Here is a 14,895-nt window from a genome sequence, read left to right as displayed (position 1 = left end):
TATGATTCAACAAGAAAGTTATCTAGAAGTAGCGGACAATTCAGGTGCCCGGCGTATCCAGTGTATTAGGGTCTTGGGTACGGGACAGCAGTTTGTTGGTTCTGTTGGTGATGTTATTGTCGCATCCGTTAAGGATGCCATACCAAGGGCTGGTGTCGCGAAGGGTGAAATTGTTCGGGCAGTTATAGTTAGAACTAAGAAAGAAGTTAACCGACCAGACGGCTCTTCCATTCGGTTCGATAGCAATGCAGCCGTGCTTCTCACCCAACAAAATGAACCTCAGGGTACTCGTGTGTTCGGGCCTGTTGCTAGGGAGCTACGAGATAAGCGCTTCATGAGGATTGTCTCCCTCGCCTCGGAGGTCTTGTAATGCGAAGGATAAAGCTCAATCTCGGTGACCGCGTTAAGGTGACAGCTGGCGGAAGTAAAGGGGCCGAAGGTCGTATCCTCGCCATTAACCATGGTAGTAACCGTGTTGTTATTGAAGGAGTAAACGTAGTGCGTAAAACCCAGAAGCCTAGCCAGGAAAATCCACAAGGTGGGTTCACTGAGCAGGAAGCGGCTATTAACGCTACTAATGTCCAACTCATAGATCCACAAACCGGAGAAATATCCCGAATTGGTTATGCCATTCTTGAGTCTGGAGAGAAGGTTCGGGTGAGCCGCAAATCTGGGGCTCAGCTGAACGACTAGGGGGCTAATGATGGCACAGACAACATTGCCAATCGTCAAACTGTACGAAAGTATCATACCGACCTTACAAGAACGACATGAGTACACTAATCGGATGGCAGTTCCCAAAGTACTTAAGGTCGTGGTGAATATGGGTGTTGGTGAAGCTAGAGAAGACTCAAAGGTTTTGGATAAGGCTTTAAATGAGCTTGCTTCCATTACGCTACAACGTCCTGTCATTACAAGTGCAAAAAAGTCAGTTTCTAACTTTAAGATCAGAGCAGGGATGCCAATTGGTTTGAAGGTTACCCTTCGGGGCGTAAAGATGTGGGCCTTTCTAGATAAGTTAATTAATGTGACCTTACCTAGGGTTCGGGATTTCCGGGGTTTAAACCCAAATAGCTTCGATGGCCGAGGTAATTATAGTCTTGGGGTCCAGGAACAAATTGTGTTTCCTGAAGTAAGCTTTGATCAAGTAGACGCGACTAGGGGTTTAGACGTCGCGATTGTCACTAGTGCTAGCAGTGACGAGGAGGCATATAACCTCCTTGATCTGTTAGGGATGCCTTTTAGGGCATAGGAGGGAGGAGTATGGCTAAGAAGGCTCTTATTGCTAAAGCTAAACGGACGCCGAAATTTTCGAGTCAACAGCGTAACCGTTGTCAGCGTTGTGGTCGGCCCAGAGCTTATATGCGGGATTTCGGGCTTTGTCGGATTTGTATGCGGGAAATGGCCCATAAAGGATACTTGCCTGGGGTTACTAAGGCAAGTTGGTAATTAACGAGGAAAGGCCGAGGGGTAGAGGTCTGCGAGGACGACGTGGAAACCAACCCCGAGAAGGGATTTTAAAATGTTGACGGATCCAATTGCAGATATGTTGACGCGTATTAGGAATGCTATTGCGATAGCGGAGCCTAAAGTTGATGTGCCAGCTAGTAATGTAAAGAAGTCCTTGGCTCAATTATTAGTGAGCGAAGGTTATCTCAAGAGCGTTGATGAGATTACCGAAGGGGTTCAACGTATTTTACGCATTCAACTTAAGTATGGTCCCAAACGGACCCCTATTATTCATTCAATACAAAGGACTTCTAAACCTGGTCGTCGCGCCTATGCTAAAGCTAAAGATGTACCGGTCGTTAGGGGCGGACTCGGAGTGGCTGTGATTTCTACTTCACAAGGTTTGATGTCGGACCGTAAAGCTCGCCGGCAGAACGTAGGTGGCGAAGTGATTTGCGAGGTCTGGTGATGTCGAGAGTCGGTAGATTGCCTGTCGAACTGCCTCAAGGAGTTGAGGTATCCGCCGATAGCGGGGTGATTACGGTTAAGGGTCCCAAGGGGAGCCTTACGGTAAGAATTAGTTCCCAACTAAGCGTTTTGCAGGATGATGACGTTCTTACTATCGAGCGCTCTAGCGATCATCGTAATGCTCGGGCGTCCCATGGTTTAGCCCGCAGTTTAATTGCTAACGCAGTTAAAGGCGTGAGCGAAGGATTTTCTCGAAGCTTAGAGATACAGGGCGTCGGTTACCGTTGTTCTTTGGAAGGCCGGAGACTGGAATTGACACTGGGATTTTCTCATCCAGTCTTTATCGAAGCTCCTGAGGGCGTGTCCATTGAGGCGCCGGAACAGACGAGGATAATTGTGTCAGGGATTGATAAGCAAGCGGTAGGCCAGGTGGCTGCCAATATCAGAGCTGTGCGCCCTCCGGACTCTTATCATGGCAAAGGTGTTCGTTATCAGGGCGAGACTATTCGCCTCAAACCAGGTAAAGCAGCGGTCTCCGCCGCCGGATAAGGGAGCGTAGTTAATGAGATCTATAAATGTGCAACGACGAAGCCGCGCCCTTAGGACTCGACGGCGAATACAGACTCGCGTCGATACCGGTCGACACCGTCTGAGTGTGTTCCGCAGTTCGCGCTATATATATGCACAGGTCATTGATGACAATACAGGCACGACTATTGTACAAGGCAACAGTAGAAATGGCGCGACTGGTGCCAATAACATCGACCGTGCTTTCGAGGTTGGAAAGGCATTGGCAGAACAAGCCAAAGAAGCTGGCGTGGAGGGCGTAGTTTTTGATAGGGGTTCTTATCGCTACCACGGTCGGATAAAAGCTCTCGCTGAAGGTGCTCGTAAGGGAGGCCTGAAATTCTAATGGCAGTTACCGACTTTGAAGACAAGGTAATTTACATTCGTAGGACGGCAAAAACATACAAAGGAGGCCGTCGATTTCGTTTTGGAGCGATGGTAGTTATGGGTGATCGAAACGGCCGGGTTGGCGTTGGACTCGGTAAGGCGAAGGAAGTTCCAATTGCCGTTCAAAAGGGTCAGAACATAGCACGCCGTAATATGATTGAGGTCCCAATTGAAGAACCAGGTACTGTGCCTCACGAAGTTCTTGGTGAACATGGTACCAGTAAGGTCATGTTAAAACCTGCGGGAGCAGGAACGGGTGTTATAGCCGGCAGTGTACCCCGAGCAATAGTAGAATTAGCTGGTTACAAAAATCTCCTAACTAAGGAAATAGGGTCCCGCAATATGACAAATGTTACCTATGCTGTCCTCAATGGCTTAGGTCAACTTAGAACGTTCGAAGAGTCCAAGGTAGAGCGTGAGGCAGCACAATGAAGGTCACTCTCAAGAGGAGTTTGATTGGCATTCGGGGGTCACACAAAGCTACAGCCCATGCACTTGGGTTTCGTAAACGTTGTCAGACCCTAGAAGTGAAGGATTCGCCGGACGTCCGTGGGATGTTAAATAAGATTTCCTATTTGATCGAGATCGAGGGCAAGTAGTGATGAAACTTAACGAACTTAAACCTTCACCAGGTTCTAAAAAGAAACGTAGGCGAACAGCTCGGGGTCCTGGTTCCGGAAGAGGAAAAACTGCAGGTCGAGGCCACAAGGGCCAAAAGAGCCGTAGTGGTTTCAGTGCGGGGGCTGGCTGGGAAGGCGGCCGTTCAAGATTAATTCTACGGCTACCCAAACGAGGTTTTAACCGTGCTAAGGAATATACCCAAATCGTTAACCTAGAAGACCTCAATAGATTTGCGGATGGGGCTTCCGTGACACCAGAAAGTCTTGCCGAACTTAGTCTTATTGGTAATGCCGCATTACCAATAAAGATACTCGGGAATGGCGAGCTTAAAGTTAAGAATCTTGTTGTTGAAATTGAAGAAACAAGCAAGGCAGCGGCTTTGGCAATTACCGAAACTGGGGGTACTCTCCGCATGGCCCCTGAAGGAGTTGGCGATAGTTTGAGTAAAACCGATACCGCTAAGGGGTCTGATGGTGAGCTTATTGAGTTCAATAGTGAGGAGAATTCATAATGTTGGCAGCTTTTCGCAATGCGATGGTCGTTCCCGACCTCCGGGCGAAGTTGCTAGTAACCATTGGGGTGCTGGCTATATATCGGCTTATGGTGTTTATTCCTACTCCGGGAATAGATATTGAGGCGCTCCAAGGTGGAAATTTCGGCCAAGGTGATATTTTTACGCTACTGAATTTTATTTCTGGGGGAAATTTCGAAGTTTTTTCGATTGCTGCCCTTGGTGTTATTCCTTATATTACGGCTAGCATTATTTTCCAACTTTTAACATCAACCTACCCTCCATTGGAGAAGCTATCTAAGGAAGGCGAGGAAGGCCGAAAGAAGATTACCCAATACACTCGTTACGCAGCTACCATACTAGGTGGCATCCAGGCTCTTTTCCTGGCTATCGCCCTACTTGGCCCAAGCGGTGCATTGAAACTTGGTTGGAATAACGACCCATTTTTCTGGATCATTGTTGTTATTACCCAAGTTGCCGGTATTTCTATGGTGATGTGGTTAGGCGAGAAAATCAGTGAATATGGAGTTGGAAACGGAATTTCTCTGATAATTTATGCAGGTATTGTAGCGGCGTTCCCCGGCGCAATTATGCAGCAACTTTCTCTGATCAGTCAGGGCGAGGGAAATATTTTCGCCTTAATTATATTCTTTATCCTGCTTATCCTGGCTGTAGCTGGAATGGTTTTAGTGCAGCAAGCCGAGAGGCGCATTCCTGTTCAATACGCACGAAAAGTCGTGGGTCGAAAGGTACTAGGAGGACAAACCACCTATATTCCTTTGAGGCTGAACGCAGCGGGCGTGATTCCAATCATTTTTGCAGTGTCAATTATCATTCTTCCGCAGACGTTAATTGGTTCTTTTCCTGATATTTTATGGTTACAGAGCGTAGGCGCGTGGTTCAATCCAGCCCAATGGCAAGGCCTGGTGGTTAGTACATTGCTAATCATGATGTTTACTTATTTTTATACTCAGATTTCGTTTGATCCAAGACGAATAAGCGAGAATCTTCGGGAATATGGCGGTTTCGTGCCAGGTGTTAGGCCCGGCCAACCAACGACTGAACATCTCACCCGGATTACCGGCCGCATTACGCTGTGGGGAGCATTATTTCTAGGTGCTGTAAATGCCCTACCCCAAGCCTTAGCGTGGCTTACATGGACCGGACAGCTTTCTTTCGTTTTTTCCGGGATTGGCTTGCTAATTATGGTGGGAGTTGCGCTGGATACTTTAAGGCAACTCGAGTCTCAGTTAATGATGCGGCATTACGAAGGATTCGTTAGCAAAGGACGAATTAGAGGAAGGGGGAGGCGGTTCTGATGAAGCTTGAGTCCACCGAGGTCCTCCTTTTAATGGGCCCTCCTGGAGCTGGGAAGGGTACGCAAGCTGCTCAGTTGTGCTCCTCGCGGCACTTGAAGAAAATTTCTACGGGAGACATCCTCCGTCATAATGTAAAGGCGGGTACCGAGCTTGGTCGCCAAGCTAAAGAAGTAATGGATGTGGGCGAACTAGTATCTGACAATTTAATGGTTTCGATGGTTGAAGAAGAACTTGCTAAAATCTCACCCTTAAGGGTCCTTCTCGATGGGTTCCCTCGTACTCCTGGCCAAGCAGATGCTTTGAAGAACGTTTTGTTTAAATATAACGTCTCGATTGATGCCGTGTTTTCTCTTGATGTCGACGATCAGGAACTGATCAGCCGGCTTCTCCGCAGGGCTTCTGAGGAAGGGCGAAGCGATGACTCTGAAGAAGTAATTGCCGAAAGAATGCGTATTTATCGTCGAGATACAGAACCTCTGATGGCCTATTATCGGTCTCAGGGAAACTTGCACGAGATTGACGGAAATGGCGGTATGGACCAAGTTCTTTCTCGCATCGAGGCGTTATTGTCATGATCCTTAAAGGTCAAGGGGAGTTACAAAAGATGGCCCAGGCCGGGGACATTAATCGACGCGCTCTCGATACTGTTGCTCGTGCTATTGCCCCTGGGATTTCCACAGTGGAGTTGGACTCAATAGCAGAGGAGGCGATTGCATCGCAAGGTGGGAAACCTGCAAATAAAGGGTATCGCGGATTCCCTTATACATTATGTACTTCGGTTAATGATGTTATTGTACATGGCTTTCCAAGTCACCAGGTATTAAAGGAGGGTGACATTATTTCGGTTGATATAGGGACTAAGTATCAGGGGTATTTAGCAGATATGGCTTGTACATATCCTGTAGGGAAAATCAATTTATCTACGCGACGGTTGCTTGAAGTCACTCAAAAGTCTCTCCTAGGCGGTATAACAGCTGCCAAAGTGGGTAACCGACTTGGCGATATTTCTGCGGCAATTCAGAGGGTAGTCGAGGATGCAGGATTCTGGGTAGTCCGGGAATTCGTAGGCCATGGCATTGGGCGGGACTATCATGAACCTCCTGAACTTCCTAATTTCGGAGATCCTGGTACGGGTCCCCAATTGCGTCCGGGATTGGTTCTAGCAATCGAACCCATGGTTACTGAACGGGCTACTGGAGTAAGGATTCTTGAAGACAAATGGACGGCCCCCACAGCTGATGGTAGTCTTTCCGCTCATTTCGAACACACCGTAGCCATTACGGAAAATGGTCCGTGGATTCTAACGGCTGGCGAAAATAATCAGGTTACTAGTGTTGATGGCAAAGGACCGGCTTCTAATGGCGCGTAGACGTTCAGGACCCGGTAGGAGTACTAAGAGAAGGAGGAATGTAGATCGTAAAGATGATAAGAAAGAAGAGACTAACCAGGAAACAATTCGGGCTGAAGGTGTTGTCCTTGAGGCTCGCCCCAATACCACTTTCCTGGTACAACTAGATGCAGGACCCGAGCTTCTAGCTCATGTTGGTGGTAAGATGCGCCGACATTATATCCGTATTCTCCCTGGCGATCGTGTTGTCGTCGAGATCAGTACCTACGACCCTGAAAAGGGTCGAATTGTCTATCGAAGATAAGGGGATAGCATGAAAGTACGTGCGTCCGTAAAACCAATGTGCGACAGATGTCGCGTAATTCGTCGGCGGGGTCGAGTTTATGTTATCTGCTCCGCTAATCCTAAGCATAAGCAGAGGCAGGGATAAACCATGGCACGAATCGCAGGAGTAGATCTTCCCCGAGGTAAGCGTGTAGAACACGCACTACCTTATATATACGGTATAGGGCTTACACGGTCTCGGGTAATTCTAGAAAAGGCTGGAGTAAGTCCTGATACTCGCGTTCAAGACCTAGCCGAAACTGAGGTTTCAGCGATTCGCGGGATAGTAGAGAGTGACTATAGGGTTGAAGGGGATCTGCGTCGGGAGGAACAGCTTAATATAAAGCGATTAATGGATATTGGGTCCTACCGAGGACTTAGACATCGGCGGGGACTTCCAGTACGTGGTCAATCTAGTAAGACCAACGCCCGCACTCGCAAAGGACCTCGTCGTACGGTTGCCGGCAAAAAGCGTGCACCGACGAAGAAGTAGCTAAAGGAGGATTTGATGGCCACAGCAAAAACAAGAAAGCGTGTTAGACGCAATATAACAGAAGGCAAGGCGTATATACACGCTAGCTATAACAATACGATCGTGACCATTACCGATAATGACGGAAATCCGGTGGCCTGGTCTTCCTCCGGATCAATAGGGTATAAGGGTTCCAAAAAGGGAACTCCTTATGCCGCCCAGTTAGCTGCCGCTGACGCTACTCGGAAAGCCCAAAATATGGGCGTTAGTCAGCTAGATATTGTTATTCGAGGTACCGGATCTGGCCGCGAACAAGCGATCCGGTCTATTCAAGCCACAGGGGTTAACGTGCGCACCATTATTGATGACACCCCTATTCCGCACAACGGCTGCCGCCTTCGCAAGCGGAAGCGCGCTTAAGGAGAGTGACGACATGGGTCGTTATAGAGGACCTGCTGTCAAGGTAAGTCGACGTGAGGGAGTTAACCTCACGGAGACTCCGAAGGTTCAGCGGTATATGGAGAGGCATCCGTACCCCCCTGGTCATCACGGTCAACGCAGGCGCCGTAAACCCAGCGATTACGGAACGAGATTACGTGAAAAACAGAAGCTCCGTTATTACTATAATATGGGTGAGAAGCAGTTTCGGAATTTATTCGTAGAGGCCTCGCGAACGAAGGGTGCTACTGGGGAGATATTTCTACAACTCCTAGAGTCGCGTTTGGATAATATTGTATACCGACTCGGACTTGCAAATACTCGTCGACAGGCTAGGCAGTTCGTTAGTCACGGTCACGTGCGGGTTAATGGAAAGAACGTTAATATACCTTCATATCGAGTGGAGCCAGGAGACGAAATTGATGTTCGCCCTAAAAGTAGGAGCAATTCCCACATTAAGGGCAATGTCGAAGAGCGGAGTCGTGGGAAGATCAGTCCTTGGCTAGAATTTGATAGTGAACAACTAAAAGGCCGCTTCTTAAATCGTCCTCCTCGAGAGGATCTAATGTTACCTGTAAACGAATTACAGGTAATCGAGTTTTATTCACGCTAGGCCAGGAGACTATGGATCAACTGCAAATAATCCCAGAATTTCAAGCTGACGTTACCGAGAGTTACGGAGAGTTTATTGTTGAACCGCTGGCTAGGGGGTTTGGGGTAACTCTTGGTAACCCGTTACGGCGCATAATGCTTTCCGCGATCCCAGGTACCGCCGTCACGAGTGTTTATATCGAAGATGTCCTCCATGAATTCTCGACCATCGAAGGAGTAAAAGAAGATGTAATGCAAATAATACTTAACCTCAAGGAAATGGTGGTTAAGTTGCACGATGGTGAGCCTGTTACTCTCACCCTTCGTGTGGAGAAGGCAGGTGAGGTTACCGCTGCCAAATTTGATGTCCCAGCCTCTGCTGAAATAATAAATCCTGAACTGCACATTGCTACTTTAACGAAGGAAGGACAATTAGTAATGGAAGTGCGGGTAGAGCCTGGCGTTGGTTACGTTCCGGCTGATGTTCATGCAACCAAAGAGCGAATTAATTCCATTCCAGTTGATGCAGTGTTTACGCCAGTAAGGAGAGTCGCTTATAGACTCGAAGATACTAGGGTTGGGCAAAGGACAGATCTCGATCGCCTGGTTCTACAAGTGTGGACAGATGGTAGCTTAGAACCACGATCTGCTCTTGACCANGCTGTAGAAATTCTACGTAGCCAACTTAATGTGTTTAGCGATGATCCAGAAGATGCTGCGGATGAAAATGTTTCGGCCATTACCATTCCTGCCCGGATTCATGAGGAGGAAGCTGAAGTCGTTGCAGATACTGAGATGAATCTAGATAATCTCGACTTGTCTAGTCGGGTTCTGCATTCTCTACAGGAAGAAGGAATTGACTCGGTAAATGCGCTTTTGGCTCTTTCGGAGCGCGACCTCAAGAAAGTTGGAGGGGTAGGCGAGAAATCTTTAGACGAAATCAAGGAACGGTTAAATGGCCGGGGCCTAAAATTGAAGGAGTAGTTGATGAGACATCTTTCGCGTGGGAGAAAACTTAATCGGAATAGTAGTCACCGTATTGCTTTGGTGCGAGCTCAGGCTACGGCTTTGTTCCGGCACGGTAGAATTAAGACTACTCTTGCCAAGGCGAAGAATTTGCAGCCGTTTGTCGAGAAATTGATTACAACTGCTCGTAAGGGTGATTTACATTCCCGCAGACTCGTGGCTCGCGAAATTCATGACAGGAAGATTCTTCGGTCGCTTGTAGACGAAATTGCTCCTCGGTATTCTAAACGGAGTGGGGGATATACTCGGATATATCGATTAGCTAGTCGACGAGGGGACAATACGCAAGAGGCTCTGATCGAGCTTGTCGAAAGTATTTAGTTCTGGCCTAATTTAAGTTCTTACACGTTAATAATAGTTGTTGTCTAACCAGGCGAGAGGCCTAATATCTCGCTTGGCCAGTTTGTTTATTGTTGTAGTTGAACGAGGTGGTGAAAACTATTTCCTATACCACGCCAATCAACTTTCAGGATATCGGCTATCGTGGCACCTAGATCCGCAAAGCTCTTTCGGGTACCCAAATTAATGGGCTTAATTGTTGGGCCGTAAGCCAGGAGAAGCCCGTATTCCCGGGTGTGATCGCTTCCTGGCCAAGTGGGGTCATTGCCGTGGTCAGAAACAAAAAATAGGACATCTTCTTGGTCCAATGATGACAAAAGCTCGGGAATTCGTTGGTCAAATGTGGCAAGTGCGTGGGCGTATTCATTGGGTTTACGGCGATGTCCATATAGCGAGTCAAAATCAACAAGATTGGTGAAGATAAGGCCATTGGGTCGCGCTTGCATTTTCTCAAGGGTCAACGATAATCCATGGTTATTGTCGGTGGAAGAAATGGATTCGGTGAAACCAGAGTTGGCAAATATGTCAGGAATCTTACCGATTCCGATGACCTCGTATCCAGCTGAGGATAGGCAGTTTAAAACAGTAGACTGTGGCGGCTTTAGCGCGTAGTCCCGACGGGCAGATTCCAACCGAAAAAAACTTCCAGGGATTCCGTCAAAGGGTCGGGCAATCACTCTGGCAACGGCATTTTCACCAACCAGAAGTAGTCGTGCCTTTTGGGACCATCGATAGAGTTCTTCTATTGGAATTATATTGACATGAGCAGCAATCTGGAAGACGCTATCGGCGCTGGTATATACAATGGGCTTGCCGGATTTTATGTGTTCCTCGCCTAATTCGTCGATTATAACGGTACCAGAGGCTGGTCTGTTACCCAAGTGGTCCCTGCCCGTTGCTGCATTGAAGGAGGACATTATCTCATTGGGAAAGGACTTGTAAGTCTTGAACGGGTGTTCAAGACTTACACCCATGAACTCCCAGTGCCCCGTAACTGAGTCTTTCCCGAGAGCTTGCTCGATCATTCGCCCATGGGCCGCCAAAGGTGATTTAGCCGGAGATAATTTTTTTACGCCTTCGATGGAGCCGAGTCCGAGTTTCGTGAAATTAGGGAGTTCGGTTCCCGCTACTTCTAATATATGGTCTAGGGTGTGAGCACCAGTATCTCCGTAAATTGATGCATCCGGAAGGGAGCCGAGTCCTAAAGAATCAAGGACAATAACTGTGATCGTCATAAATCAGTATACGAAGTGTGCTTGGAATTGGGATAATACATTATGAAGGTTTCTGAAAACATCTTGGCTGGGCTTAAAGAAGCAGGTTGGGATGGCGAATCTTTAGTTGCTGCAGTTTCCGGTGGCGGAGATTCTTTAGCGTTAGCCTACGCCTTGGTAGAAGAAGGGATAAAACCCGTGGTTGCCCACCTAGATCATGGTTTTCGAAGTCAATCTGCGAAGGATGCCGAATTCGTTGCGACTCAGGCAGGTCTGCTAGGACTTCACTTTATAGGCGATCGGGTGGATGGGCCTAAAATTGTTGCTAAGAAGGGGGGCAACGATGAAGCTATAGCTCGGTCATTAAGATATTCCTTTTTGATGCGAACCCTTGCGAGTTTAGGGGGTGGGCTTATTGTTGTTGCGCACACTGCTGATGATCAGGCTGAAACAGTATTGCAACAGATCTTTAGAGGATCAGCTTATCCAATTGGGATGCAGAGTAGACGGGGGTCTATTGTTCGTCCGATGTTGAACTTGGCCCGAAAAGACCTCAGAAGTTACCTATCAACTATTGGTGTTTGTCCGGTGGAAGATGAGAGTAACGGTGACTTAGATCGTACTCGGGCGTGGTTCCGACATGAAATTATTCCTGAAATAGTCAACCGTTACCCAAGTGCTATTTCCCGGCTTGGGAATCTAGCTCAAATCCAACAATCGGTTCGGGCGGATTTATGGGCCCGAGCTGAGGAANCCCTAAATGATAATGGCTTGAGTATAGACTCGTTAATGCGTGAAAGCCTAGCCTTACGAAGACAGGTAATTTCTAATTTGCTTGGCAGGTCAGGAGCTTCAATTTCTTTTTTACGCATTAACGAGATACTAGCCGCGGCAGATCGAGGGCGTGCGAGGATACAGCTTTCGCCAAGAAGAGTTTTACGTGTTGAGAGTGGACATCTTGAAGTAATAGCATCTGCGAATCAATCAACTTTTTCTAAAGAAATACGGGTGGAGACCGCGTCGCAACTTCCTGCGGGGTTTCCAGATTCATTTTTTGATAGGTGGGAAGATTTGGTTATTCGTCATAGACGACCTGGTGATCATGTCAAACTTTCTGGGGGAAGACGGAAACTATCAAGGTGGTTAATCGACAATAAGGTCCCACGTGAGGATAGAAATTCTCTAAACGTCCTTGCTTCAGGAAGTAATATCCTTTGGGTCCAAGGGCTTGGTGGTGCTAGCGGAACTGGTTTCGTAGAACCAGACAAGGGATTTATGGAACGAGCTATTGAATTAGCGTCGAATGCAGCGAGGGCGGGTGAGCTTCCTGTCGGGGCGGTTGTTGTGATTAATGGTCGGATTGTTGGTGAGGGCTATAACGAGACCGAACAGAGAACAGATTCCACAGCTCATGCTGAGATTCTTGCTTTGCAGGCGGCTAGCAAGGAAGTTGGTGATTGGCGTTTAGAGGGGGCAACATTATACGTAACGCTTGAGCCGTGCCCCATGTGTTTCGGTGCGTGCTTGCAATCCCATGTTCAGCGAGTTGTATTCGGTGCAACCAATAGAAGAGAGGGATGCCTAGGTAGTGTTGTAGATCTAAATAAACTGTCATGGAAGCGTTCCTTAGAAGTAGAGGGAGGAATGCTGGAAGAGGAGTGCTCTGACTTATTAATTGAATTTTTCGCTGCTAGAAGATGATGGTTATGACGACTTTATTAGGTTTCATAGAAGACTAGATCAGGGATTCTTCACAACTTGGGTAATAGGTTGCCGTAGCACTATAAAATTAAATTGGAGATATCGAGTAAAGCTTCTGTAGAATAGTTATGTGAAGATACGAAACTTTTCGATTATTGCCCATGTAGATCATGGTAAATCTACGTTAGCAGATAGAATCCTTGATCTTACTCAGAGCGTAGAAGCTCGGGATCGAAGAGATCAGATGTTAGACACNCTAGATCTAGAGCGAGAACGAGGAATAACTATAAAGGCCACTCCGATGCGCTTGGAATACACGAGCAAGGCCGGAATCGCTTACTGCTTTAATTTGATAGATACTCCCGGACATGTTGATTTTAGTTATGAGGTTTCTCGCGCTCTTAGGGCTTGTGAGGGTGCGCTGCTAGTCGTAGATGCTAGTCAAGGAGTTGAGGCGCAAACAATACAGAATGCTTTTCTCGCCATTGAAAACGGTCTAGAAATTCTTCCTGTAATAAATAAGATCGATTTGCCTAATGCTGATCCACAAGCGGCCATCATGGAACTAGAAGAAGTTGTTGGGATACCTGGGGATAGAGTTATCAAGGTGTCTGCCAAAACAGGCGAGAATGTAGAAAATGTTCTGGAAGCCATAGTGGAACATTTACCCTCGCCTTCTGGGGATAGCGAAGGTCCAATGAGAGCCCTAATTTTCGACGCATTTTATGATAGTTATCAGGGAGTAATTTCGTTTATTAGGCTTTTTGGAGGAAGCGTTAAACGAGGAGACCAGATTTTCATTACCAGTACCGGTAAAAAATTCGAGGTAGATCGTGTAGGTATTTTCCGACCAGATCTAGTAGTAACTGAACGATTGGGTCCCGGCGAGGTTGGATGGTTAACCGCCTCCATTAAGGATATTGGAGACACGCAAATTGGTGACACCATGACTCTAGATTCTGAATCTGCGTCTGCGCCGATCCCTGGGTTCCAACCTGCGAAACCGGTTGTATTTAGTGGCTTATACCCAACTGATTCAGAGGATTATCCTAAACTTCGTGAGGCTCTTGAAAAGCTTAGCTTAAACGATGCTGCTTTTACGTTTGATGCTGAGACGAGTCAAGCTCTAGGATTTGGGTTTCGTTGTGGTTTTTTAGGCCTGCTCCATGCTGATGTGGTCCAAGCGAGACTTGAACGAGAATACAATTTAGGACTTATCGCTACTGCTCCGGCTGTCGTTTACGAGGTTCGTACGACTGATGGGAATGTGTCACGAATCCACAACCCTGCAGATCTACCTTCTCCAGACCGGATAGAGGCTATTTTAGAGCCTTGGGTCCGATTCAGCGCCTACCTGCCCGAGGACTTTGTCGGCGGGGTCATGACATTATTGCAGGATCGTCGTGGTCAGATGCAGGATATGGTTTACCACGGAAAACGGGTGGAGCTCAGGTATTTAGTTCCTTTTGGAGAAATCTTATATGATTTCCATGACCGCCTTAAAAGTCTTTCGCGAGGGTATGCAAGCATGGACTATGAATTTGTAGAAGACCGTCCCGGTGATCTTGTTAAAGTTGATATCCTTGTCAATGAGGAACGCGTGGATGCTCTTTCAGTCATAGCTCACCGGGACAAGGCATACTATATTGGGCGGAAAATCGTTGACAAGATGGCCGAGGTAATCCCTAGGCAAATGTTTGCCGTACCAATTCAAGCAAGCATAGGTGGGAAAATCCTGGCAAGGGCTACCGTACGAGCCTTCCGCAAAGACGTGACTGCGAAATGTTACGGTGGGGACATTACCAGAAAAAGAAAGTTGCTTGAGAATCAAAAAAGAGGAAAGGCTAGAATGAAACAATTAGGGACGGTAGAAGTCCCACAGGAGGCCTTTTTGGCAGTCTTGTCGCCAGGAGAATGACTGTCCCAATTAGTTATCAAATAACCTAAATTCAGTCGACGCGTTAGAATTAGGTACCTTTGGAGATTTGGTTTGCTATAGGCTATCCAATAGTGCTTAGGAAAAAATTTGTAATAATGAAAATCTAGCATGAATATATGGGTTTCTAAGGATCAACGAGTTTCTAGCCAGGTGTTCACAATTAAAAAGCATGAGAAGAAAA

23 protein-coding genes are annotated in these 14,895 nt (G+C 47.2%); 22 read left to right on the top strand and 1 reads right to left on the bottom strand.

The features are described from left to right. Nucleotide 1: 1 nt before the first annotated feature. The 20 genes from CMO31_00855 to CMO31_00760 all read left to right on the top strand — a co-directional run bounded on the left by CMO31_00855 (nucleotide 2) and on the right by CMO31_00760 (nucleotide 9,842). Nucleotides 2–370 (top strand): 50S ribosomal protein L14, encoded by a 369-nt coding sequence (locus CMO31_00855; GenBank protein ID MAZ52550.1) that lies wholly within the window; start codon nucleotides 2–4, stop codon nucleotides 368–370. Between the two features lie 8 nt (nucleotides 371–378). Continuing rightward, nucleotides 379–693, top strand: coding sequence for a 50S ribosomal protein L24 (locus CMO31_00850; protein ID MAZ52549.1), 315 nt, complete (start codon nucleotides 379–381; stop codon nucleotides 691–693). A 10-nt stretch (nucleotides 694–703) separates the two neighbouring features. Further along, complete coding sequence (locus CMO31_00845; protein MAZ52548.1) at nucleotides 704–1,252, top strand: 50S ribosomal protein L5; 549 nt, start codon at nucleotides 704–706, stop codon at nucleotides 1,250–1,252. 11 nt (nucleotides 1,253–1,263) lie between these two features. Then, the gene (locus tag CMO31_00840) at nucleotides 1,264–1,449 is read left to right on the top strand and encodes a type Z 30S ribosomal protein S14 (protein ID MAZ52547.1); all 186 of its coding nucleotides are present in this window, start codon (nucleotides 1,264–1,266) and stop codon (nucleotides 1,447–1,449) included. 73 nt (nucleotides 1,450–1,522) lie between these two features. After that, nucleotides 1,523–1,918, top strand: coding sequence for a 30S ribosomal protein S8 (locus tag CMO31_00835; GenBank protein MAZ52546.1), 396 nt, complete (start codon nucleotides 1,523–1,525; stop codon nucleotides 1,916–1,918). Continuing rightward, complete coding sequence (locus tag CMO31_00830) at nucleotides 1,918–2,466, top strand: 50S ribosomal protein L6 (protein ID MAZ52545.1); 549 nt, start codon at nucleotides 1,918–1,920, stop codon at nucleotides 2,464–2,466. The genes CMO31_00835 and CMO31_00830 overlap by 1 nt, the downstream gene beginning before the upstream one ends. A 13-nt stretch (nucleotides 2,467–2,479) precedes the next feature. Beyond that, on the top strand, nucleotides 2,480–2,830 hold the full coding sequence (locus CMO31_00825; protein ID MAZ52544.1) for a 50S ribosomal protein L18: 351 nt from the start codon (nucleotides 2,480–2,482) through the stop codon (nucleotides 2,828–2,830). Next, nucleotides 2,830–3,303, top strand: coding sequence for a 30S ribosomal protein S5 (locus CMO31_00820; GenBank protein MAZ52543.1), 474 nt, complete (start codon nucleotides 2,830–2,832; stop codon nucleotides 3,301–3,303). The genes CMO31_00825 and CMO31_00820 overlap by 1 nt, the downstream gene beginning before the upstream one ends. After that, nucleotides 3,300–3,470 carry a 50S ribosomal protein L30 gene (locus CMO31_00815; GenBank protein ID MAZ52542.1) on the top strand — a complete coding sequence of 57 codons (171 nt, stop codon included), beginning with the start codon at nucleotides 3,300–3,302 and terminating at the stop codon, nucleotides 3,468–3,470. Before CMO31_00820 ends, CMO31_00815 begins: the two co-directional genes overlap by 4 nt. Nucleotides 3,471–3,472: 2 nt before the next feature. Continuing rightward, on the top strand, nucleotides 3,473–4,003 hold the full coding sequence (locus CMO31_00810) for a 50S ribosomal protein L15 (GenBank protein MAZ52541.1): 531 nt from the start codon (nucleotides 3,473–3,475) through the stop codon (nucleotides 4,001–4,003). Continuing rightward, entirely contained in the window at nucleotides 4,003–5,322 is a 1,320-nt protein-coding gene (locus CMO31_00805) for a preprotein translocase subunit SecY (protein MAZ52540.1), read from the top strand. The genes CMO31_00810 and CMO31_00805 overlap by 1 nt, the downstream gene beginning before the upstream one ends. Further along, entirely contained in the window at nucleotides 5,322–5,897 is a 576-nt protein-coding gene (locus CMO31_00800; protein MAZ52539.1) for an adenylate kinase, read from the top strand. Before CMO31_00805 ends, CMO31_00800 begins: the two co-directional genes overlap by 1 nt. Then, complete coding sequence (gene map / locus CMO31_00795; GenBank protein ID MAZ52538.1) at nucleotides 5,894–6,691, top strand: type I methionyl aminopeptidase; 798 nt, start codon at nucleotides 5,894–5,896, stop codon at nucleotides 6,689–6,691. Before CMO31_00800 ends, map begins: the two co-directional genes overlap by 4 nt. Continuing rightward, the gene (locus tag CMO31_00790) at nucleotides 6,681–6,974 is read left to right on the top strand and encodes a translation initiation factor IF-1 (GenBank protein MAZ52537.1); all 294 of its coding nucleotides are present in this window, start codon (nucleotides 6,681–6,683) and stop codon (nucleotides 6,972–6,974) included. Before map ends, CMO31_00790 begins: the two co-directional genes overlap by 11 nt. Nucleotides 6,975–6,983: 9 nt before the next feature. Then, nucleotides 6,984–7,100 carry a 50S ribosomal protein L36 gene (locus CMO31_00785; protein ID MAZ52536.1) on the top strand — a complete coding sequence of 39 codons (117 nt, stop codon included), beginning with the start codon at nucleotides 6,984–6,986 and terminating at the stop codon, nucleotides 7,098–7,100. A 3-nt stretch (nucleotides 7,101–7,103) separates the two neighbouring features. Further along, the gene (locus CMO31_00780; protein ID MAZ52535.1) at nucleotides 7,104–7,487 is read left to right on the top strand and encodes a 30S ribosomal protein S13; all 384 of its coding nucleotides are present in this window, start codon (nucleotides 7,104–7,106) and stop codon (nucleotides 7,485–7,487) included. Between the two features lie 15 nt (nucleotides 7,488–7,502). Further along, entirely contained in the window at nucleotides 7,503–7,886 is a 384-nt protein-coding gene (locus tag CMO31_00775; GenBank protein MAZ52534.1) for a 30S ribosomal protein S11, read from the top strand. A 13-nt stretch (nucleotides 7,887–7,899) separates the two neighbouring features. Beyond that, the gene (locus CMO31_00770) at nucleotides 7,900–8,517 is read left to right on the top strand and encodes a 30S ribosomal protein S4 (protein ID MAZ52533.1); all 618 of its coding nucleotides are present in this window, start codon (nucleotides 7,900–7,902) and stop codon (nucleotides 8,515–8,517) included. An 11-nt stretch (nucleotides 8,518–8,528) separates the two neighbouring features. Then, nucleotides 8,529–9,479 (top strand): DNA-directed RNA polymerase subunit alpha, encoded by a 951-nt coding sequence (locus CMO31_00765; GenBank protein MAZ52532.1) that lies wholly within the window; start codon nucleotides 8,529–8,531, stop codon nucleotides 9,477–9,479. A gap of 3 nt (nucleotides 9,480–9,482) precedes the next feature. Further along, on the top strand, nucleotides 9,483–9,842 hold the full coding sequence (locus tag CMO31_00760; GenBank protein MAZ52531.1) for a 50S ribosomal protein L17: 360 nt from the start codon (nucleotides 9,483–9,485) through the stop codon (nucleotides 9,840–9,842). An 86-nt stretch (nucleotides 9,843–9,928) separates the two neighbouring features. On the opposite strand, the gene CMO31_00755 is transcribed toward CMO31_00760, so the two are convergent. After that, nucleotides 9,929–11,095 carry a phosphopentomutase gene (locus CMO31_00755; protein ID MAZ52530.1) on the bottom strand — a complete coding sequence of 389 codons (1,167 nt, stop codon included), beginning with the start codon at nucleotides 11,093–11,095 and terminating at the stop codon, nucleotides 9,929–9,931. A 42-nt stretch (nucleotides 11,096–11,137) separates the two neighbouring features. Here CMO31_00755 and tilS point away from each other — a divergent pair, with 42 nt between their 5' ends. Together tilS and CMO31_00745 are read left to right on the top strand one after the other, a co-directional pair. Beyond that, a complete protein-coding gene (gene tilS, locus CMO31_00750) occupies nucleotides 11,138–12,775 on the top strand; it encodes a tRNA lysidine(34) synthetase TilS (GenBank protein MAZ52529.1) in 1,638 nt (545 codons plus the stop codon). Between the two features lie 130 nt (nucleotides 12,776–12,905). Further along, on the top strand, nucleotides 12,906–14,693 hold the full coding sequence (locus CMO31_00745; GenBank protein MAZ52528.1) for an elongation factor 4: 1,788 nt from the start codon (nucleotides 12,906–12,908) through the stop codon (nucleotides 14,691–14,693). Nucleotides 14,694–14,895: the final 202 nt, after the last annotated feature.

The sequence above is a fragment of the Trueperaceae bacterium genome, from assembly GCA_002707365.1.
Taxonomy (GTDB): Bacteria; Deinococcota; Deinococci; order Deinococcales; family Trueperaceae; genus UBA6957.
This window is presented reverse-complemented; position numbering and strand designations above follow the sequence as displayed.

Bases quoted from the DNA above. Each gene is read 5' to 3' on its own strand.
- CMO31_00835 (MAZ52546.1), top strand. From the start codon at position 1,523: ATGTTGACGGATCCAATTGCAGATATGTTGACGCGTATTAGGAATGCT.
- CMO31_00775 (MAZ52534.1), top strand. From the start codon at position 7,503: ATGGCCACAGCAAAAACAAGAAAGCGTGTTAGACGCAATATAACAGAA.
- CMO31_00820 (MAZ52543.1), top strand. From the start codon at position 2,830: ATGGCAGTTACCGACTTTGAAGACAAGGTAATTTACATTCGTAGGACG.
- CMO31_00770 (MAZ52533.1), top strand. From the start codon at position 7,900: ATGGGTCGTTATAGAGGACCTGCTGTCAAGGTAAGTCGACGTGAGGGA.
- CMO31_00800 (MAZ52539.1), top strand. From the start codon at position 5,322: ATGAAGCTTGAGTCCACCGAGGTCCTCCTTTTAATGGGCCCTCCTGGA.
- CMO31_00830 (MAZ52545.1), top strand. From the start codon at position 1,918: ATGTCGAGAGTCGGTAGATTGCCTGTCGAACTGCCTCAAGGAGTTGAG.
- CMO31_00780 (MAZ52535.1), top strand. From the start codon at position 7,104: ATGGCACGAATCGCAGGAGTAGATCTTCCCCGAGGTAAGCGTGTAGAA.
- CMO31_00825 (MAZ52544.1), top strand. From the start codon at position 2,480: ATGAGATCTATAAATGTGCAACGACGAAGCCGCGCCCTTAGGACTCGA.
- CMO31_00815 (MAZ52542.1), top strand. From the start codon at position 3,300: ATGAAGGTCACTCTCAAGAGGAGTTTGATTGGCATTCGGGGGTCACAC.
- CMO31_00840 (MAZ52547.1), top strand. From the start codon at position 1,264: ATGGCTAAGAAGGCTCTTATTGCTAAAGCTAAACGGACGCCGAAATTT.
- CMO31_00810 (MAZ52541.1), top strand. From the start codon at position 3,473: ATGAAACTTAACGAACTTAAACCTTCACCAGGTTCTAAAAAGAAACGT.
- map (MAZ52538.1), top strand. From the start codon at position 5,894: ATGATCCTTAAAGGTCAAGGGGAGTTACAAAAGATGGCCCAGGCCGGG.
- CMO31_00755 (MAZ52530.1), bottom strand. From the start codon at position 11,095: ATGACGATCACAGTTATTGTCCTTGATTCTTTAGGACTCGGCTCCCTT.
- CMO31_00785 (MAZ52536.1), top strand. From the start codon at position 6,984: ATGAAAGTACGTGCGTCCGTAAAACCAATGTGCGACAGATGTCGCGTA.
- CMO31_00805 (MAZ52540.1), top strand. From the start codon at position 4,003: ATGTTGGCAGCTTTTCGCAATGCGATGGTCGTTCCCGACCTCCGGGCG.
- CMO31_00845 (MAZ52548.1), top strand. From the start codon at position 704: ATGGCACAGACAACATTGCCAATCGTCAAACTGTACGAAAGTATCATA.
- CMO31_00790 (MAZ52537.1), top strand. From the start codon at position 6,681: ATGGCGCGTAGACGTTCAGGACCCGGTAGGAGTACTAAGAGAAGGAGG.
- CMO31_00760 (MAZ52531.1), top strand. From the start codon at position 9,483: ATGAGACATCTTTCGCGTGGGAGAAAACTTAATCGGAATAGTAGTCAC.
- CMO31_00855 (MAZ52550.1), top strand. From the start codon at position 2: ATGATTCAACAAGAAAGTTATCTAGAAGTAGCGGACAATTCAGGTGCC.